This window comes from Granulicatella elegans ATCC 700633, from assembly GCF_000162475.2.
GTDB lineage: Bacteria > Bacillota > Bacilli > Lactobacillales > Aerococcaceae > Granulicatella > Granulicatella elegans.
In genome coordinates this window covers 48,809-69,810 of record NZ_KI391971.1, presented here as the reverse complement: position 1 = coordinate 69,810, position 21,002 = coordinate 48,809, and the positions used below count along the sequence as shown (strand labels likewise).

The window sequence follows — 21,002 nt, the reverse complement described above, 5'->3', positions numbered from 1 at the left end:
TCCTATTTTACTTTTAGGATAAGTTCTTTTTTCCTTTTTCTCAGTTAATTGAAGTTTCTTTATCATTTTTTTCATCGCTCCATATGAACGTTTATATCCTCTTCTTTGACATTGTACATAAATCTCTGCTAATCCGTCTCTGCTATAACGTTTGTACATTTTACGTATAAGTTCTAGTTCGTGGCTTTTATGTTCATTAGGATGATGTAACGGTCTTCGATTTTTTTGGGAGCAATGATTGTGCAGTACCATCATATCGACTTCTCCATCGAGCAATTTGTTGTCTAGTTGTATGGTATTTTCTTGCTGCCTTAGCATTATTATCATTTTTTATCGCATATTCTACCGCACGCTGTCTTAATTTGATTTCTTCTGTTATAATAGATTTCATAAGAGAACCTCTTTCCTGATTTTTGAGCAACTTCAGTATAACATTGGTTCTCTTTTTTTTATTCTTTTTTGTCACAAATGTATGATACCCTAACAATTTATATTACATGTATATTACAATTTTCACTATCAAAAAATCCTGCTAGCATCATTTAAGCTAACAGGATTTCTCGATTCAATATATTCTCTTTTTTAGTATCCTTGAGGATTATTTTTTTGCCAATTCCAAGAATCACGAACCATGTCGTTTAAGTCTTTTTCAGCAACCCAACCTAGAACTTCTTTTGCTCTTGTTGCATCTGCATAACAAGTAGCAATATCTCCAGCACGGCGTGGACAAATTTTATATGGAATCTCTACATTATTTTCTTTCATAAATGCATGAACTAAGTCTAATACACTATAGCCAATTCCAGTTCCTAAGTTATACACTTTTGCTCCTGGGTTTCCGATATTATCTTTCACTGCAAGAACATGTCCTCTTGCTAAATCCACAACGTGAATATAGTCTCGAACTCCTGTTCCATCATGTGTATCATAGTCATCCCCAAACACGCTTAGCTGTGGTAATTTACCAACTGCTACTTGTGTAATATATGGCATTAAGTTATTTGGAACTCCATTTGGATTTTCTCCAATTAAGCCACTTTCATGAGCTCCAATTGGGTTGAAATAACGTAAGTTTGTTACAGACCATTCTTTATCAGAAAAAGCAACATCATTTAAAATTTGTTCCAACATCACTTTTGTATATCCATAAGGATTTGTCGCACTTGTTGGCATTTCTTCTTTAAATGGTACTGTATTATTCATTCCATAAACCGTTGCACTTGAACTGAAAACAATATTTTTCACTCCAAAGTTTCTCATGACATCTAATAACACTAATGTACCTGTAATGTTATTATGATAATATTCTAACGGTTTTACTACAGATTCTCCCACTGCTTTGAAACCTGCAAACTGAATGACACAATCAATTTTTTCTTTTGAGAATACTTCTGTTAAAAAGTCATGGTCTAAAATAGAACCTTCATAAAATGGAAATTCTTTTCCAGTAATCGTTGTTAATCGTTTTAATACTTCAGGTGAACTATTAGAAAAATCATCTAATATAACAACTTCATACCCCGCTTTATCTAATTCTACTACTGTATGAGAACCGATATAACCTGCTCCCCCTGTAACTAAAATAGCCATTGCTATTCCTCCTTCTACTTTTATAATACGTCTTCTGTATGATCTGGTTGTAATGTTAAAATACGTGGACCATCTTTTGTAATCGCTAATGTATGTTCAAATTGGCAACTTAATCCACCATCTAATGTGTGAGCTGTCCAACCATTACTTTCCATTTCTGATTTCCAAGTTCCAGTATTCACCATTGGTTCAATTGTAATAACCATTCCTTCTTTTAAGCGAAGACCTTTTCCAGGCTCACCATAGTGAGGAACAGATGGACTTTCATGAATCGTTGGTCCAATTCCGTGTCCGATAAATTCACGAACAACTGAGAACCCTTCTTTTTCTACATAAGTTTGAATCGCATGACCAATATCTCCAATACGATTACCCACTTGTGCTTGTTGGATTCCTAAATATAATGCTTTTTTTGTCACTTCATATAAACGATCTAATTCTGGAGTAGATTCTCCAACAATATAACTCCAACAAGAATCTGATAAAGCTCCTTTTAAATCTACACAGAAATCAACTTTTACTAAATCTCCTGATTTCAATGGTTTACGACGAGGGAATCCATGACAGATTTCGTCATTAATACTTGTACAAGTGGCATATTTATATCCTTCATATCCAATTTGAGGAGCTGAACCACCTGCTTCTTCAATTTTCTTTTGAACAAATTGGTCAATTTCCCAAGTTGTTACTCCCGGTTTAATAAAGTCTCGTAATGCAACGTGAATAGAGGCTAATAAAGCACCCGACTCATTCATCGCTTCAATTTCACGATTTGATTTTAATGTAATCATACTTCAATTCCTTTCTTTTGAACTCTACAACATTATAGCATAGCTTTTTAGAAAATGTTTGAAATAAAATAAATTCCAACCATTTCTTTTCATTTTCTTAATCTTTTTAAAAAACTTTTAAAAAGCAAAACGAAGTTACTAAAATCGTAACTTCGTTTTACCTCTTTGGGAGAAAAGATATAAGGGAAAAGCTAAATAATGGCTAAAATAATGAAGTTCAAAATAAACAACCCTGTCGCTACCCATAAAATTGGGTGAACTTCTTTAGATTTGCCTGTTAATGTTTTAATGAAGCAGTAGAAGATGAACCCTGCTGCAATTCCGTATGAAATACTATAGCAAAGCGCCATAAAGATTCCCGCAAAGAATGCTGGAACTGCTTCTTCTAAATGATCCCATTGAACATCTGCAAAAGATGATAACATCATAACCCCTACAATAATTAAAGCAGGTGCTGTTGCTGCTGCAGGTACAATTCCTACGAATGGTGCTAATAATGCAGAAGCTGCTAATAATACTGCTGTTGTTACAGCTGTTAACCCAGTACGTCCACCTGCTCCAATCCCTGCTGCACTTTCTACATAAGTTGTTGTATTACTTGTTCCGAAAATTGCCCCGATTGAAGTTCCAATCGCATCTGCAAATAAAGCTTTATCCATTTTAGAAGAGAAACCTGAACCTTCTTCTAACATTCTTTCATCTTCTGCTGAGAAGATTCCTGTCTTACGACCTGTTCCAATAAATGTTCCTAATGTATCGAATGTATCCGATAAACTAAATGCGAAAATCGTCATTAATACTAATGGTAATTTCGCAGGGTTGGAGAATAATTTACCCATTCCTTCTGGACCAAATGCTGCAAAAATAGTTACTTGTAAATCTGAAAACGCAGAAGCTAATGAATTTTGAGACCAATTCACCGCTGATAAATCAACGACACCCATTGGAATAGCTAATAAAGTTGTAACGACAATCCCAATTAAGATTGCTCCACGAACATTTCTAATGACTAAAATAACTGTAATTAATAAACCAATTAATGCTAATAATGCATCACTTTGAGTAAAGTTCACTAATGAAGGAACGATTCCACCATTAGAAGTAACAGAGAATACTCCACCTTTAAAGGATTCTACAGTTGCTTGATACGGTTGGTTATTAATAGTAGTAATTGTTTTTGCATCTGATAAGAAACTTAATAAGTTTGCATTTTTCAAACCGATATAAGCAACGAATACCCCAATCCCGCCACCGATAGCATGTTGCATACTGACTGGAATTGCTTGAATAATCATTTTACGAATTTTTGTAACTGTAATAAATACATTTAATAGTCCACAAATAAATACCATTGCTAATGCTTCTTGCCAAGTAAAGCCTAATCCGAATACGACAGTAAATGTAAAGAAGGCATTCAATCCCATCCCTGGTGCTAATGCATAAGGTACATTGGCGAATAGCCCCATTACTAATGTACTAACAACTGCTGCCACAATAGTTGATAGGAAGACTGCCTGGAATGGCATCCCTGTTTGACTAAGAATACTAGGGTTTACAAAGATAATATAAGACATTGCAAAAAATGTCGTAAGCCCTGCTAAAAGTTCCGTCCCAAAAGTTGTATTATTTTCTTTTAATTTAAAGAAATTTTCCATGAAGTTTCTAGCTCCTTTTTGTTTTTTATTAAGAACGAGGTAAGTATACTTCATTATTGATAGAAAATCAACATAAAATACGTATATTTTTGTTTGTACATTAGATAAATGTACGTATTTTTGAATTATATTTTATTTTTTTAGCAATATCACCTTTTAAAAGCAAAATAAAACGAACAACTGACACCTTTAATGGTGAAAGTTGTTCGTTTGGAGAGAGATGACTATTTTTCTGCGTTCCACACTGGGAAGTATTGTCCTGGTCCAATTTCATTCATTTTCTTCGCTACATCATCTGCTTGGAATAATGCAACAATTTTTTTGTATGTTGGATTATCAGCATCTTTTGCATTTGCAGCAATGATATTGAAACGATCTTTTGGAATTGTATCTAAGTGATCAGCATCTGTGAAGATATAATCTTCAACTTTTAATCCTGCATCTTTAGCCATTGAACCATTAATTGAAGCTGCATCTACATCTTGTAATAAACGAGGTGCTTGTGCTGATTCTGCTTCAATAATTTCTAAGTTACGTGGATTGCTTGTAATATCAGCTAGAGAGGCTTTTGTTCCTACTCCATCTTTTAATGTAATTAATCCTTCTGTTTCTAATGCTACTAAAGCACGACCTTGAATCGCTACTTCTTTTGGTACTAATACTTTTGCATTTTCAGGTAAATCTTTTAATGATTTATATTTTGTTGAGAAGTAATATAATGGCACGATAAATGTTGTTCCGATTTCTTTAATATCTGAACCTTTATCTTTGTTCCATTGTGCTAAATAAGCACGATGTTGGAAAGCATTTAATTGAACAGAACCTTCTTCTAATGCTGTATTTGGTAATACATAGTCGTTCATTTCTACAACTTCTAAGTCAATATTTTCTTTTTTCGCTTTTTCAGCAACGAAATCCCAGATTTCATGAGCAGCGCTACCTACAACGGCAACTTTTACATGCTCTGCTGGTTTAGTTTCTTTTGTTGTTTCTTGTTTACTTGTTTGATTTCCGCAAGCTGCTAATGTCACTGCAGCAACTGCTGTTAAAAATAGATTTCTTAATTTCATTTAAATTCCCCACTTATGTTTTTCTAAATGTCACGTGATACAAATGGTACTATACCGAATTATTACAGTCGGGTCAACGAAATTTGACCTATTTCAGCATTGTTTATTTTTACTAGTTGTTAAAGCTAAAAACTATATTTCTACCATATCAACATTTACAAGCTATAAAAGTGAGAGATTTTACAAAAAAAAAGACTTTCCATAGTTGCTGTAGTGACAGAACCGGCATAAGCCGATTCTGTCACAGGAAATTTTGAGACCCAGGCTCAAAATTTAGCCATGAAACCGAAGGTTTGCTGGCGTCCTAGCAACTATAGATAAGTCTATTATAAAAATTCTTTTTAGTCTTGGTCCAAGCCCATTCCTCTCATAATTGCTTTTGCAATTTCAACGAACGGAACAATTGAGAATGCCGCTGCTAACACAATTAACCATTGTTCTAAAGTCAACACTGTTACACTAAACACAGTCGTTAAACCAGGAACAACTAAAACAGATAATAACATTAACGCAGACACAACAATCGCAATATTGAACATTTTATTTTTAAATGCCCCAACTGTTGCTAATGATTTATAAACAGATTTCACATTAAATGCATGGAATAACTGAATTAAACCAAGAGATGCAAATGCCATTGTTTCACCAGTTGGAACTCCCCAACCAGCTACATGAGTCGCATACCAATAGACGAATAAAGTAACTCCACCTTCAAAGAAACCTTGATAGTAAATACTTGGTAATACCCCATTTGATAAGAAGTTAGAACTCTTACCACGAGGTGGATGTTTCATAATATCTGCTTCTGCATCTTCCATACCCAAAGTAATCGCTGGGAATACGTCTGTTACTAAGTTAATCCATAAAATATGAATTGGTTCAAGAATTGACCAACCAGCCATTGTGGCAATAAATAAAGTCATTACTTCCCCGAAGTTTGCAGATAATAAATATTGAACTGCTTTTTGAATATTCGAGAATACTTTACGTCCTTCTTCTATTGCAACAACGATTGTTTCAAAGTTATCATCTGCAAGAACCATATCACTAGCACCTTTAGACACTTCAGTACCAGTAATACCCATTCCTACACCGATATCTGCTTGTTTTAGAGATGGAGCATCATTGACACCATCACCTGTCATTGAAACAACTTTTCCATCTGCTTGCCATGCTTTTACAATACGAACTTTATGCTCTGGAGATACACGAGCATATACTGAGTAATCTTCAATCGTACGAGCTAATTCTTCATCAGAAATTTCATTTAATTCAGCACCTGTTAAGACACCATCTTCTTGATCAGGACGTAAAATTCCTAAACGTTTTGCAATCGCTTGAGCTGTATCACGGTGGTCACCTGTAATCATCACTGTACGAATGCCTGCTTCTTTTGCAACTTGAATCGCTAAAGCCGCTTCTTTTCTCTCAGGGTCAATCATTCCAACTAATCCTGCAAATACAAAATTGAACTCGACAGATTCTGAATCCATTGTTTCTGGAACTTGGTCAATGTATTTATAAGCAATTGCTAAGACACGTAAAGCTTGAGTCGCCATTTCTTTATTTAAGCGAGCTAATGTATCACGGTCTTCTTGAGTCATTGGGCGAACTTGTCCGTGTTCTTCAATATGAGTTACTTTTTCAAGTAACATATCTGGAGCACCTTTTGCCGCTACTAAATAGTTTCCATCTTCTAATTGATGAATTGTTGACATTATTTTACGAGTTGAATCAAATGGCACTTCTGCTACACGCGGATGTTTTTCTAAATCAACACGTACATCATAACCTTTATCTAATCCAAATTGAACCATCGCTGTTTCAGTTGGATCTCCAATTAATTTTTCTTCCGTAATTTTAGTATCGTTCGCTAAATTCATCATACGAACTGCAGAAATTGATTCGTTCATTTCTTCAGTTGCATCATGAATTTCATTATTAAATACCATTTTTTCAACAGTCATTTGGTTTAATGTTAATGTACCTGTTTTATCTGAACAGATAACTTCTACTCCACCTAATGTTTCAACGGCTGGCAATTTACGAACTAATGCATGACGGCTTGCCATTTTTTGAGTTCCTAATGCTAAAATGATTGTTGAAATAGCTGGTAAACCTTCTGGAATTGCGGCAACTGCAATCGCAATGGCTGTTAATAACATATGAGTCCATTCGTATCCACGGATTAAACCAATTCCGAAAATGATTACGGCAATGACTAAAATCATAATCGTTAACCATTTACCAAGAGCATCTTGGTTTTCTTGTAATGGAGTTTTACTTTCTTCCGTGTTGGCTAACATATGGGCAATTTTACCAACTTCAGTATCCATACCTGTTGCAGTAACAACCCCTAATGCACGTCCATAAGTCACATTTGTACTCGCAAATGCCATATTTGAACGGTCACCAATACCAACATCTTCCCCTTCAGGAATAACTAAATCTTTTTCTACTGGAACTGATTCTCCTGTTAAGGCAGCTTCTTCGATTTTAATCGTATTGACTTCTAATAATCGCATATCGGCAGGAACCACATCTCCTGCTTCTAATACAACGATATCTCCAACGACAATTTCTTCCCCTTTTACATGAAGATGTTCACCATCACGTAAAACTGTCGCAACTGGAGAAGCCATTTTTTGTAATGCTTCAATTGCTTCTTCTGCTTTTGATTCTTGGATTACCCCTACAATTGCATTTAAGATAACAACGGCTAAAATTACAATGGCATCCGTTGGATCTGGAGCTCCTTCATGGGCAAAAAATGAAATAACAGCTGCTGCAAGTAAGACAATAATCATAAAGTCTTTAAATTGATTAATGAATTTTTGCAGTAAAGTAGTCTTCTCACCTGCTTGTAAAGCATTTAGACCATATTTTTCTAAACGTTCTTTTGCTTGAGCAGAAGTTAACCCTTCTTTAGTAGATTGTACACTTGAAAGAACTTGTTCTTCCGTTTGTGTGTATGCGGCTTGTTTGGTCAAAGTCGACACTCCTTTATATTTTTTATCCCCATAAAAAAAGACTTATACTACTTCAAGGACTTGAAAATAGCATAAGTCTCACTAATTAAGATAATACCAGCGAAACAGGTTCACTTGTTGTTGATATTACCACAACTTTCGTTGCAAGTTACTCCCTTATGGAGATGTTGAATTTATAAGATACTATACCAAAGGTACTCTAAAAATGCAAATAATTTAAGCATTTTAGTTTATAAAATCTTTATGATTTATACTCACGAATGACCTTCATAAAGGCTTCCCCATAAGTTTCTAGTTTTTTCTCCCCAACTCCACTGATTTGTAAGAATTCTCTATCCGTTGTTGGTAAATGACGACAAAATTCTTTCAGAGTTTTATCTGAGAAGACTAAGAATGGTGGAACATTTTGAGCGAACGCTAAATCCATACGAATCGAACGTAATCGGTCATATAAGACTTCATCAAATGGCGCATTATCTTGTACTTGGTGTTGCTGAATGGCATCTGGTTTTTGCAGAATTTGCGCCACAACTGGTTTCACTTCGATTTTCTCACGATTTTTCAATGCTTTCTTTCCTAACTCACTCACTTGTAAAATCGGATATTGTAATCCTTCCACTTCAATATAACGATCCGCAATTAAGGAAGACATAAATTCTTTTAAAGCTTTATCCGAATAATCTTTCATAATGCCATAAGTGGATAATTGATCTAAGCGAAGAGCCTTCATCTCCGCACGCTTACTTCCACGTAATACTTCTGAGACTTTACTCATTCCGTATTGTTCTTTCATACGAATAATACAGGACAAAATCATTTGAGCTTGTGGCGTTACGTCGCTTAACTCCACTTTATTCAAGCAGTTCGTACAATGCCCACAATCTTCCGGAATATCTTTTTGTCCAAAATAATCTAGCATAAAGCCTCTTAAACAACGAACTGTTCGACAATAATCAATCATCTCATTGAGTTTTGCCATGCCAACTTTATCCTCATTTTGCTTCACTAAAAATTTATTAATAATAATATCTTTTGCCCCGTATAATAAAATACATTCCGCAGGCTCCCCATCTCGACCAGCACGTCCTGCTTCTTGATAATAACTTTCGATATCTTTAGGCATATTGTAGTGAATGACTTTTCTCACATTCGACTTATCAATTCCCATTCCAAATGCATTCGTTGCTACAATGACATCAATACGGTCAAATATAAAATCTTCTTGTACTTTACTTCTAGCTTCAGGGCTTAATCCTGCATGATACCAATCCGCAGCAATCCCCTTCTTTTGTAATTTCTCACAGACTTTTTCGACTTCTTTCCGTGTGTTACAAAATACAATCGTCGGTTCCTTTTCCTTGATTAACTCTAGTAGACGGCTCATTTTATCCCTTGGTTCTTCCATTCCAAAATATAAATTTGCACGGTCAAAACTCGTTACAACTTCAAAAGGATATTGTAATTTTAATTGTTGCTTAATGTCGAGACGAACTCTTGGAGTTGCAGTTGCTGTAAAAGCTGCCACGATAGGATGAGTAGGAAGTTGTGCAACAAATGTATCGATATTTTGATAACTTGGTCTAAAATCTTGTCCCCACTGAGAAATACAGTGCGCTTCGTCAACTGCAACCATACTAATCTGAATCCCTTGCATCATCTCTAGAAATCCTTCTTGTTCAAAACGCTCTGGAGCAACATATAATAACTTCACTTCACCTCGTTGTATTTGCTCAATTGCTTGATAATACTCGAGTGAAGTCATTGCACTATTTAACAAAATCGCTTGGATTCCCATTTCTTTTAACGAAGTCACTTGATCATACATTAAGGAAATTAATGGAGATACAACAATTGTGATTCCGTCTAACATTAACGCTGGAACTTGGAAACAAATCGACTTCCCTGCAGAAGTTGGCATAATCGCTAGAACATCTCTTTTAGATAAAATCGTTTCAATAATTTCTGCTTGAGCAGGTCTGAAGCTATCGTATCCATAAAAATGTTTTAAAATCTCTTCCTTATTCATCTACTTCCCCCCTCTCTTCTAGTAAGTGTATTAATTCTTGCATGTGTTTCATCGATAAAGCATAAACATCTAACGAAAAAATTTCTGGTGTTATTTCTTCAATATAGGCATCTTCTAATGTGTCGATTGTTATTTCTAAATTTAGTTTTTCTTTTAGAAGTGATAATTGACTTCTTTCTAACAATAATTGTGTGCCATGTAAATGTGTTTTTTCTATCTCTGATAATTCTAATAATTGTCTAAATTGTTGGGACTTCTCATGATAGTGTGCCACCATTTTTTGTCGATGTTTTTCAAATAAGCCATTTTGGATAAATAGCGCTAATGTTTTTTGCATCAGTAAATTCGAGTCAAAATCCAATAACTGCTTTCTCTTCTCAAATTCCTTTATGAAGGCATTTGGAAGTACGACAATTCCCATTTTAAAAGCAGAAAATAAAATCGATGAAAAAGATTTTACATAGATGACTCTTTCATTCGTATCAAAATAATGTAAAGGCGTTGCAGTTCCTCGTTCGTAATCCGCCATATAATCGTCTTCAATAATATAGACTTGATATTTTTCTGCTAATTCCACAATTTTCTTTTTAATGCTATCTGGATAACTCATCCCAAGTGGATTATGAAATCTAGAAATCGTATAAAAATAACGAATGGTACCACTTTGAAAAATTTGTTCTAATTTTTCTAATGAAATCGTGTCTTGCATCTGTTCTCGTTCAATCATTTGATACGGAATTCCTAATTCCTTCACTAATTGATTCATACGACTATACGTCGGCTGTTCTAATAACAGTCCACCAGTCCCAATCAGTTGGAGTAAAATATATAAGGCTTGTTGCGTTCCCGTTGTAATGGATAATTGACCTTCCTTTGCATACACTCCATAACTTTCTAATAATGGTACCATCGCTTCAATTAATTCACGGTCTCCTCGGATGGATTCTTTCTGACTACTAGCTCCTTCATAACTTGCCATGACTGACTCATTCAAACATTTTCTAAAATCTTCAATCGGAAATTGCATCGGATTTGGCAACCCAATTTTTGTCGTGTTTCGAACAGGGACTCGATTTTTCAATACATAATACCCACTCTTTTCAACTGGATAGATTAAACTTTCTTCCTTTAAGAGATGTAAAGCTTTTAAAATCGTGTCTTTATTACAATGATACTGTTGAATCATTTCACGAATGGAAGGAAGTCGATCTCCTTTTTTATAAATGCCTTCTTCGATTTGCTGACGAATTTGAAGACTCACTTCTTGATATTTAAACATGACACACCTCACTATCTGTACCGGTACAATTCTTCTCGGAAAATATTGTACCTTATTCCCTCCTGAATTACAATGAGTTCAACTTCTAAAAATAGGAGGTGCTTTTGTGGTACAAAAAAGAATCATTTTGGCCAATGATTTATCCGGAATCGGAAAAGTAGCGCTAACTCCAGCCATACCAATTATGGCTTGTTGCCAGATTGAGACAATACTTTTACCAACCATTTTACTATCCTCTCACACAGGAGGATTTGGGCAAATTGCTATCCAAGAACTACTAGACTTTACAAAGCAAAGTTTAGAACAATGGAAAGCATTAAATTTAAAAACAGATGCACTATTTATTGGATATTGCAGACAAATGGAACAATTGAAAGTCTTATTAGACTATCATATTACTCAAAATTCAGATGCTCTGCTGATTGTCGACCCAATTATGGGCGACCACGGAAAGTTATATAGTGGCTTTACAGAAGAATATGTTCAACAAATGAGAAAAGTTTGTTCAAAAGCAGATATCATTCTTCCCAACCTCACTGAAGCTGCATTATTAACTGAAACAGAGTATTTAGAAGGAATTCAACCAATAGAAGCCTATCAGAAACTTGCTAGGAAGTTAGAAAATTTAGGGGCTAAAAAAGTCATCTTAACGGGCATTCAAACTGAAGTTGGTTCCATCGGATTATTGAGTTATGATGCTATAACAGAAACATTTGCGACAGCTTTCACTCCGCATTATCCGCATCATTTTTTTGGAACTGGAGATATTGTTTCAGCTATTCTAAGCGCTTGTATTTTACAAGGTTTTTCTTTAGAAAAAGCTTTAGCGACAGCTACAACCTTTCTTGATGCTACTCTTCAAGAAACGATTACTCAAGAAAAAGATTTACAATACGGAGTTGCTTTCGAACCACAATTGCATCTCCTCACACAATTATTTCATTCATAGAAAGTAGGAATTATAATATGAAACATTATTCATTACGTGAATTAACACAAATTGCATTATTTGCCACTTTAATTTTCTTAGGAGTTCAGTTATTTAGAATTCAATTGGGACACCAATTTGTCCACTTTGGAAATGCCCTAGTCGTTGTTGGGTGCTTAGTATTCGGTAGTAAAAAAGGAGCCATTGCTGCCACTTTAGGATTAGGAATTTTCGATATTTTAAATGGATATGCAGCAGAAGTTTGGATTACGATTTTAGAATCTCTTATTGTTTGTTGGGGAATTCATCTTGTTTATGAAAAAACACTTCATCAAAATGACAAAGCTGCTAATATTATTGGAATTGGTATTTTAGCTGCTGTTATTAAAATCATTTTAAATTTAGTAAAATACACTTTCCTACGTGGAATGATTATGGGAGGACTAGCTTTTACTCCCTCATTCGTTGCAGCCTTCACTAAAATTTTAGGAACATTTGGTTCTGCTGCTTTCACAGTTATTACTGTTCCAATTTTATACCCAATTTTCAAAAAAATTCATCAAAAAATTAAAGCCTAATCCCTACTAGCAAGAGACTCAAACTTCTCTTGCTAGTTTTTTATTTTCTTCCACCTACCGTCTGGTAATAAATCCAGACCATTTGTTTCCTTCCTAATTTCTCTTAAAAATTGCTCTATCTCACATTTACAAACTTTCTCTTGATCATAACAAGAAGAAAAACGAATTTTCTTTTGGGTGACTAATTTTTTCAAATACGCATAACACTGCTGAAGCGAGAAAACTTGGTTTATTTTCAATCGTTCGATTCCCATCCATAAGTATCCCTGCCAAATAATGTTATAAGTTTTCATACTCCATGAATATTTTGGATAGTGACGGCATACCTCTAATTGATCAAACGTCCAACATTGATGATAAAGTTCTTCTAGAAATTGCCTGTTTTCTTTTTGAGTACTTAAAACAAATGCTTGCCACTCTTCTTTTGTCCATGACTGGTCTTTACTTACCTCTTGAGAAGTTTGTATCTTCTTCGACTCTTCAAAAATCTGAAAAAGTTTTTTCCAATCAAGCTTATGTAAGTTACATCGACTCTCCTGAAAAAGATACTTTCTTTTTTGAAGTTCCAATGCTAGATGATGATGGATGATCCATTCTTTATTCGTATAAAAGCATAAATAATTTCCTAATTGCGGATGATATCGAACACAATATAAACTCATCTCACACAAGTTTTTTTGTAAAAACTTCCTTCCAAGAATCCACGAGACACTTCTCCCTAAACTTTCTAAAGCTTTGGTGCGAGTCATCATTTCTTTTAGTGGAATGACACTACATTGATATTCCAATACCCATTCCTTTTCACCTACTTCAATAGTAATATCCGGAATTTGTCCAATCATAGCTTCATACCGTTCTAAGTCTACTGAATATCCTTGTTGAATAAGACTCTCTTGTAATTCTTCTTTTCCTTTTTGATGTGCCTCTGTTTCTCCATCATGCCTCGCTTGTGTTATATGCCTAAAAAAATACTCCCCATTTTTCTTTTGACAAATTTGCACAGGTTCTTCACAGGTCGGACAAGCATAATATTCTGACTTATCTAATTCAATTCCTTTATACGCATATACTAATTCTCCATTTGAATCTCGAGCAATTTTCATTCAAACCACCTCAACTATATATACGAAAAAAATCTCAAAAAATATTTTTTATTTTGAAAAATTTTTCAAATGAATACTAATGCATACAAAAAAAGATGAAAATAGAATTTAGCATTCTATTTCCACCTTACAAGTATTTAAATCATTTCTAAATTTTTCTCAATAACAATATCCCATGAACATCCTAGAGCGCCTTGCCCTAAATGTGTTCCAATAACTGGACCAAAATACGCTAGAGAAGTTCTCAATTTTGGGTATTTCTCTTGAATTTGAGCACGCCATGCTTCTCCTGCTTCTGGAGCATTTGCATGAATAATGACTAATTCATATCCATCTCCATCTGTCGTTTGAGTATCTTCTTCAAATAACTGCTCAATTCGTTTCATCGCTTTTTGTTGCGTACGAATTTTTTCCAACGCCACAATTTTCTTCTCTTCAAATGTTAAAATTGGTTTGATTTTCAACATAGAACCAACTAAGGCAGCACCAGCTGATAAACGTCCACCTCTTTGAAGATTATTCAAATCATCTACGATGAAGTAAGCTGTTGTACGATCTACTAATTGTTGAACACAAGCTACAATCTCTTTAGCAGTATATTGTTCATCTTTTGCCATCATTGCAGCAAGACGAACCGCACGGGCTTGAGGTGCACAGCTAATTCCTGAATCGATTGGATAAATCAATACTTCATCTTGTAATTCTTCAGCAACTGTCACAACTGTTTGATAAGTTCCGCTAATCCCACTGGATAAAAGAATTGGAATAATAGCATCATAATGATGGGATAATTCACGGAATAATTCAATTGTTTCACCAACTGCTGGTTGCGAACTAGTTGGAAATACCTCTGAGTTTTTTACTTTTTCATAGAAATCGGCAGTTGTCAAATCTTGTTCTTCACGATAACTTTCTTGTCCAAAAATAACTGATAGTGGCAATACATAAATATCCCACTCACGGCGTTCTTCTGGTGTCAAATACGCAGTACTATCCGTTACGATCGCAATTTTCATTTACTCGACTCCTTTTCTTAAAATTAGCAATCACGTTGCTTTCTGTAGTATACCAAAAATCCATATTTGGGGCAAACGAAGGAATTTAGAAGAGTAAAACAAAAAGACCCCGAAGGGTCTTTTCATTGAGTTTAAGGATTGAATAATTGTCCTGAGAATCCGTCTGTATTTTTAAGAAGTGCTTTGAAGACTTTTGATTTAAGCTCTACAGTTTTAGCTGTTCCTCCACCTGCTAGGTCAGCCTCAACAGCTTTATCAAATAAGGCTTTTAGTTCAGTATAATTTGTAATTTGTTTACCATCAATCTCAATTGCAGTAAATCCTTTTTCACCTTTTGCTTTCACTTCTTTGTAGTACTCTTTCTTCCAATCTTCAAGGTTAGTGAATCTTCCATTAGAAACTCTCTTGATAATGAAGTCATCACCTAATAGCTTATTATTTTCTTTATCGGCTGCACCTTGATATTTGCTAGAAGCATATCCAACAAATCCATTCTCATATCCGAAGTAACCCCACATACGGAATGTATTGTGTTTGAAGGATGCAGCACCAGGTGCACCTTGACTTGTATTACCGCCATAGATACCTGTCATCATATTCATATTGACATAAGCAGAGCTGAAGTCCGTTGGGTTATAAGTACCGTCACCAGGAGCTCCATGTTTCGTCATTAAGTTATTAGTAATTAAATCATCAATTGTATTAATTGCTAATTTTTTCTCATCCTCTGTCAACTCACGAATTTTATCGAACTGATGACCTGAATTTCCGCTACGGTATTGTCGATCCATTTTCTTGAACCAGCGACTTGTATTTCCTTTTAACTGCGGTAATACAGCATCAGCCTCAAGATGGTCTAACATCATAAGGGCATCATTATAGTTCTTCATATAGTGATCGATTTGTTCACGAGTTTGTAATTTATCAGGATCTGGGTTATACCATTGATCTCCATCATTTTGACGATGATAAGCCATGTTAATCCCTAAAGCGCCATACTCACCATTATATGTTGATTTATCAGGTGTTTGTAACATACCTTGCGCATATGCTTCAAGATCTGTGCCTTGACGATGTCTATGACCTCCAAGATATGCCATACGGTCATTTACGTGTGTTGTTTCATGTGTAAATGCTGAAATACCAAAGTCCTCTAACATATTTGTTACCATGAAGAAAACTTGTTCATCTTCATATGGATTTGCATAGACTTTAGCCATAGCTCCCATATTCCAATTAATTTGATGCCATCTATCTGTTGGACCAAATAACTCACGAATTGGTGTCGCTACCTTACCATCTGTACCATATCCACGACGACTAGCATCCTTAATACCCGCATAAGCTTGATTATCCCATACAGGTGTAGGAACCATATTTTGACTCTTAAGCAGTCTATCACGAACATTTGGAAGTGCTAGACGTGACCAGAAGTCTAAGTATGTTTGTTGAGCTTTAGCTACCTCATTGATACGTTGCTTGAATGCCTCACGATCAGCCTCAGTATTTTTACCATATTTTTCAAATGAACTATAAGCCATAGTATTATAGGTTGAAATCATAAAGATATGTGCTTTCTTCAAGTTCAATAATGGTAAAATCATACGTGCATGCATATTATTATTCAGACCATCAAAGACACGATGACGTTTATTTTTGAAATCTGGATTTGTTGTTTCTGGTTCTACAACATAAACATTTTTCGCTGAATGGATAAACCAGTCGTTAAGATCTGTATCATTTGTGAAGAGACGCATATTATACTCTAAGAAACTACGTAAATCACCTTTACCAGTATCTCCTGCAATAATTTCACGGTATGCATCTTGAGTTCTATCACCCTTTAAGTTCTTTTCTTGCGATCCAATTCGAATTAATCTGTCAATAACACTTGGTGTCTTACCATAGAAGTCTGGTTTAAACATCATCATGTTCTTAATATTCAAGTCACCGTATTCAATTCCATAATAACGATTGAGGTAAGTCAGTGCCATCATAATTTTAGCTTTATTATCTTCTACTTTCTTAAGAAGTGCTTTGATGGCTGCCTCATCACCATTTAACTGATGATCTTCATTTTCAACAAGAGCTTTTACTAATTTATCAAGATTTCCTTTTACTTCTGCAAAACTTTCTTCTAAGTATAATGCTCCAACATTACCTGTTATCGCACGAACTTCAGGAGATTCAAGAGTAATTGTATCTAATTTTGCTTTAATATCACTTAGTAATTGAGCACGGTCTTTCACCACCATATTTGGTGTGTAAACGACATCTCCTAAATCTGTAATACCATATTCTTTTACTTGTTCCACGTTTGATGTAGCCTTAGGTGACACAGCTTTTTCTTCTTTCGTACCATCAGCATAATGAATCATAATCTTATCAACATCTGATAAATCAGTTACAAATTGTCCATCTTTCATACCTGTTACTGATAATACTTCAGTCGTTAATAATTTAGAACCAGCAGGAATTTTGTTTCCTTGATTGATAATCCACTCTTTATTGTAGAACGGTTGAAGTTTTTCAACATTACGGTATGCAAGTTCACGTTCAGCATTATAATCTTGAATATCTTTATACGTATCAGCTTTTGGTTTAGTATTGTTCAGTGTATCTTCAACAAGAGGTTTAATTTCGAATTTATCAGCTGTAATTCCGAATGATTCTATTTTCTTATTGGCTTCTTCTAAACTGATTTCTTTGATTCGATTACTACGCGAACCGTTAAATGAGTGAGAACCTTCACTCACACCTGAAACAACGTAGTTTCTTTCAATCCAGTCTCTTGTATAATATCCACCTTCTACCTCTAAGTCTCTAGATCCATAGAATTCTTCACCATTTTTAACTTTCATCATTGAGACTGTATCAGCAACACGCCCCCATGTCCAGTTTTTACTAATGAATCCACCTACATCAACAGGATTTTTCACGTTAATAGTTCCTTTAGTAACAGCGTTACGAACAGATGCATACTTATCAATTCCATTAGGATCAGAACCATTATCTGTTCTAGCAACTAGTCCACCTACACGTGCTTTATCTGCAGTAATATCGGCATCTACATATGCATGATTAATATTCCCTCTCCAAAGTTCTCCGGCAATACCACCGATATCCCAAGGTCTATTACCAACTCCTGTTAGTTTACCAATAAAGGCAACATTTTTAAGAAGACCACCAACATCTCCCTTATTAACAATACCAGCAATGGCATCTTTACCTAGAATGCTACCTGTTACTTTAACATTTTCTACAGTACCATTTTTAAGGGTTCTTGATAATGCTGAAATATTATCAATCCAAGGCATATTAATATTAACGTTCCCTAAATTAATGTTTTTAACTGTACCGCCTTCAACATTATCAAACAACTGACGAGCCATATTATGAATAGTATAATGTTTACCATCAACACTTGTTAAAGTTCCACTGAATTTACCCGGTACGTATTGTTTACTTGGAGTTGGTACGTTAGCAGCATTAAGGTCTGCACCAAGTTTGAATGTACCAGAAGGATTAGCTTTCATAGCTGTTACTAAGTCGTTAAAACTATAATATACATCGCCTTCGTGAGCTTTTTGTTTTTCAAAGTAATGAACATACTCTTCACTGAAAGTATCATCTTCTCTACGTTGAACTAAGTCAGGAGCTTTCGCTACAACTTTGTACAATGTTTTTCCATCTACAACAACTTCTTCAACAGAACTTACTGCAAGTCTTGTCACTTTGTTATCGTGAGTTGTCACACGTAAGTAAAGTGGTGCAACGTTCCCTGGATTTTCATTAAGTAAGCTCTTATCTATTTCGTTTCCTGTATCATCTACACTCATTAAACTTGTTTCTTTAATGTTTTTGATTTCAACTTTTTTAAGGTCTAACTGAATTTGTTTATCTTCTAATTTTTCAGTTTCTTCTCCTTCTCCACGATCATAAATCATTGTTGTGGATAGAGTGTACCCTTGATAATATTTCAATTTATCTAAAGTAACGTTTAAATTATTTTCAGAAACCATTACTTCTTTGACAACTTTTCCATCTTTATCTTTTAACGCTAATTTGATTGATTTAATTTCTACCCCAGCTGGTTTATTCAATGTATAACTAGCTGTAGCGCTCTTCTTCAAGACATCTTTATCTGTTTTAGCCCATTCTAAAGTTGGTTTTTCTAATCCTTTTGTACCTTTTTTAATAATTTTATCTTGAGGTTGTTCGATTACTTTTTCAGTAACTGTTGGTGGTTCAGTAGTTTTTTCACCACGAATCGTTTTATACGTCTTAGTAATTTGTTTCTTGCCGTTTTTACCTTGTTGAGCAACTTCTTCTGTCCCGCGTTTTAAGGTGTCAACTTCTTGCGTTTTTGTTTCAAATGGAATCTCTACTTCTTCAGTTTCATCTACTGTTCCTTCAATCGGTTTTGTACCTTTTTTAATAATTTTAGAAATAGCAGGAGTTTTCACTTCTAGAGTTGTAGAAACAACTTTATCTGTTTCCACACCTTCTACTGTTTCATAAGTTGTTTTAGTAACTTGAATACCTGGAACACCTTGACGTTCAACCACTTCTTCATCCACATATTTTGTTTCATCCGGTACTACTTCTGTTGTGAAATCCAATTTACTTTCAGTAGATTTTTCAACTGTACTTGTTGTTACTTTATATTCTGGATTTGCTGGTTGCTCCGTAGCTTGTCCTTCTTTTCCTAGTTCTTGTGTTCCCTTAGTTGAAACTGGTTCTGTAAATTCAGGAAGTTCTGGTTGTACTAAAGCTTCACCTTGCTTCTCGCCTTCTTTTACTTCTTGAGCACCTTTTGCTTCAATTTTTTCAGTATGTTCTGGTAAAGCTGGTTGTGTTACTGCTTGGCCTTCTTTTCCTAGTTCTTGTGTACCTTTTGCTTCTACTTTTTCAGTATGTTCTGGTAAAGCTGGTTGCGTTAAGGCTTGCCCTTCTTTTCCTAGTTCCTGTGTGCCTTTTGTCACTTCTACTTTTGGTGTTTCAGGTTTCACTTCTGGAGTTGGTGTTGGCACTTCTTTTTCAACTACTGGAGCTGGTTTTGGTGTTTCCTTCTCAACTACTGGAGTTGGTTTCACTGGAGCTTCTTCTTTTGCCCCTACCCCAATAATTTGTGAAATTGGTTGTTTTGTTACTTCAGAACTTAAAACTTTTCTTGTTTCTACTCCATTCAGAACTATTATTTGAGTTTGAATTGTACGAACTCCTGCTTGTCCAGCATATAGAACACGACTCTTACCTTTTTCTAAAGTTGTATCTGCCTGTGTAATTGTCTCAAATGGAATTTCTTCAGTTGATGTTTCAATTCTTGTCTCTTCTTTTTTCGGTTCTACAGTTGTAGGAACATCTGGCGTAACTTCTTTAACAGAGGTTTGTGGTGCTTCTAATGTAGTTTTCGCTTGTTCTGGATGAGAAATTTGTTTTAGTTCTCTTTCACTTAAATAACCAACATAACGATAACCATCAATTTGTACTACTCCTTCATTAGAAGAAGTACGAATGACTTGGCTTAATTCCACTGCCACTGCTTGAGATGGAATAAATGTCGCTGCTCCTGAAGCAGTAATTAATAATGCTCCTAAAATTTTATGACGCTTTTTCTTAGAAACAACTAAAACAACACTACTAGCTGCTAATAATCCTGCAGCAGTAAATGCCATATTTTCTCTTACTCCTGTTTGAGGAAGTACTTGTTCGATTTTACGGTAAATTAAATAATATACTTCTTCATTCTGAGGTGGAACTTCCGTATGAAGAAGGGCTTTTTCTTGTTCTGTTAAATTTGCTTCGTCAACATAATGATAAGTCGATGGACTTGCAGCACTTACTGGAGTACCCATTCCAAATAATGCAGACCCAATCACAACTGACCCAGCAATTTTTTTGATTTTTCTAATAGAAAAAATTTCTTTTCTCATATTCTTTCCTTTCATTTTCTAAATAATGTGCAAACTAGCA

The 21,002-nt window shown here is 34.9% G+C and carries 12 protein-coding genes and 1 pseudogene; 2 read left to right on the top strand and 11 right to left on the bottom strand.

The window, feature by feature from the left end:
• The 8 genes and pseudogenes from HMPREF0446_RS08605 to HMPREF0446_RS00255 all read right to left on the bottom strand — a co-directional run.
• Positions 1-391: pseudogene (locus HMPREF0446_RS08605) on the bottom strand (helix-turn-helix domain-containing protein); the annotation flags it as partial.
• A gap of 191 nt (positions 392-582) precedes the next feature.
• Positions 583-1,590: a UDP-glucose 4-epimerase GalE gene (gene galE / locus HMPREF0446_RS00285; protein ID WP_006703763.1), complete on the bottom strand. Its 1,008-nt coding sequence runs from the start codon at positions 1,588-1,590 to the stop codon at positions 583-585.
• A 20-nt stretch (positions 1,591-1,610) separates the two neighbouring features.
• The gene (gene map, locus HMPREF0446_RS00280; RefSeq protein WP_006703764.1) at positions 1,611-2,381 is read right to left on the bottom strand and encodes a type I methionyl aminopeptidase; all 771 of its coding nucleotides are present in this window, start codon (positions 2,379-2,381) and stop codon (positions 1,611-1,613) included.
• Positions 2,382-2,572: 191 nt separating this feature from the next.
• A complete protein-coding gene (locus tag HMPREF0446_RS00275) occupies positions 2,573-4,036 on the bottom strand; it encodes an NCS2 family permease (protein ID WP_006703765.1) in 1,464 nt (487 codons plus the stop codon).
• Between the two features lie 224 nt (positions 4,037-4,260).
• A complete protein-coding gene (locus HMPREF0446_RS00270) occupies positions 4,261-5,106 on the bottom strand; it encodes a MetQ/NlpA family ABC transporter substrate-binding protein (RefSeq protein WP_020991219.1) in 846 nt (281 codons plus the stop codon).
• A gap of 341 nt (positions 5,107-5,447) precedes the next feature.
• Complete coding sequence (locus HMPREF0446_RS00265) at positions 5,448-8,105, bottom strand: cation-translocating P-type ATPase (protein ID WP_006703767.1); 2,658 nt, start codon at positions 8,103-8,105, stop codon at positions 5,448-5,450.
• Between the two features lie 232 nt (positions 8,106-8,337).
• A complete protein-coding gene (gene recQ, locus HMPREF0446_RS00260) occupies positions 8,338-10,122 on the bottom strand; it encodes a DNA helicase RecQ (protein WP_006703768.1) in 1,785 nt (594 codons plus the stop codon).
• Positions 10,115-11,401, bottom strand: coding sequence for an aminotransferase-like domain-containing protein (locus HMPREF0446_RS00255; RefSeq protein WP_006703769.1), 1,287 nt, complete (start codon positions 11,399-11,401; stop codon positions 10,115-10,117). The genes recQ and HMPREF0446_RS00255 overlap by 8 nt, the downstream gene beginning before the upstream one ends.
• Before the next feature lie 106 nt (positions 11,402-11,507).
• Here HMPREF0446_RS00255 and HMPREF0446_RS00250 point away from each other — a divergent pair, with 106 nt between their 5' ends.
• Together HMPREF0446_RS00250 and HMPREF0446_RS00245 are read left to right on the top strand one after the other, a co-directional pair.
• Entirely contained in the window at positions 11,508-12,350 is an 843-nt protein-coding gene (locus tag HMPREF0446_RS00250) for a pyridoxamine kinase (protein WP_006703770.1), read from the top strand.
• Between the two features lie 17 nt (positions 12,351-12,367).
• The gene (locus HMPREF0446_RS00245) at positions 12,368-12,907 is read left to right on the top strand and encodes an ECF transporter S component (RefSeq protein ID WP_006703771.1); all 540 of its coding nucleotides are present in this window, start codon (positions 12,368-12,370) and stop codon (positions 12,905-12,907) included.
• Between the two features lie 32 nt (positions 12,908-12,939).
• Here the strand turns inward: HMPREF0446_RS00245 and HMPREF0446_RS00240 are convergent, their stop codons facing one another.
• The 3 genes from HMPREF0446_RS00240 to HMPREF0446_RS00230 form a co-directional block, all read right to left on the bottom strand.
• Positions 12,940-14,010: a competence protein CoiA gene (locus HMPREF0446_RS00240; protein ID WP_006703772.1), complete on the bottom strand. Its 1,071-nt coding sequence runs from the start codon at positions 14,008-14,010 to the stop codon at positions 12,940-12,942.
• Between the two features lie 137 nt (positions 14,011-14,147).
• Positions 14,148-15,026 (bottom strand): DegV family protein, encoded by an 879-nt coding sequence (locus HMPREF0446_RS00235; protein ID WP_006703773.1) that lies wholly within the window; start codon positions 15,024-15,026, stop codon positions 14,148-14,150.
• Between the two features lie 131 nt (positions 15,027-15,157).
• The gene (locus HMPREF0446_RS00230) at positions 15,158-20,962 is read right to left on the bottom strand and encodes a ZmpA/ZmpB/ZmpC family metallo-endopeptidase (RefSeq protein ID WP_006703774.1); all 5,805 of its coding nucleotides are present in this window, start codon (positions 20,960-20,962) and stop codon (positions 15,158-15,160) included.
• Positions 20,963-21,002 lie beyond the last annotated feature (40 nt).

Coding starts and splice junctions, on each gene's coding strand:
- galE (WP_006703763.1), bottom strand. CDS start 1,590: ATGGCTATTTTAGTTACAGGGGGAGCAGGTTATATCGGTTCTCATACA.
- map (WP_006703764.1), bottom strand. CDS start 2,381: ATGATTACATTAAAATCAAATCGTGAAATTGAAGCGATGAATGAGTCG.
- HMPREF0446_RS00275 (WP_006703765.1), bottom strand. CDS start 4,036: ATGGAAAATTTCTTTAAATTAAAAGAAAATAATACAACTTTTGGGACG.
- HMPREF0446_RS00270 (WP_020991219.1), bottom strand. CDS start 5,106: ATGAAATTAAGAAATCTATTTTTAACAGCAGTTGCTGCAGTGACATTA.
- recQ (WP_006703768.1), bottom strand. CDS start 10,122: ATGAATAAGGAAGAGATTTTAAAACATTTTTATGGATACGATAGCTTC.
- HMPREF0446_RS00255 (WP_006703769.1), bottom strand. CDS start 11,401: ATGTTTAAATATCAAGAAGTGAGTCTTCAAATTCGTCAGCAAATCGAA.
- HMPREF0446_RS00245 (WP_006703771.1), top strand. CDS start 12,368: ATGAAACATTATTCATTACGTGAATTAACACAAATTGCATTATTTGCC.
- HMPREF0446_RS00240 (WP_006703772.1), bottom strand. CDS start 14,010: ATGAAAATTGCTCGAGATTCAAATGGAGAATTAGTATATGCGTATAAA.
- HMPREF0446_RS00235 (WP_006703773.1), bottom strand. CDS start 15,026: ATGAAAATTGCGATCGTAACGGATAGTACTGCGTATTTGACACCAGAA.
- HMPREF0446_RS00230 (WP_006703774.1), bottom strand. CDS start 20,962: ATGAGAAAAGAAATTTTTTCTATTAGAAAAATCAAAAAAATTGCTGGG.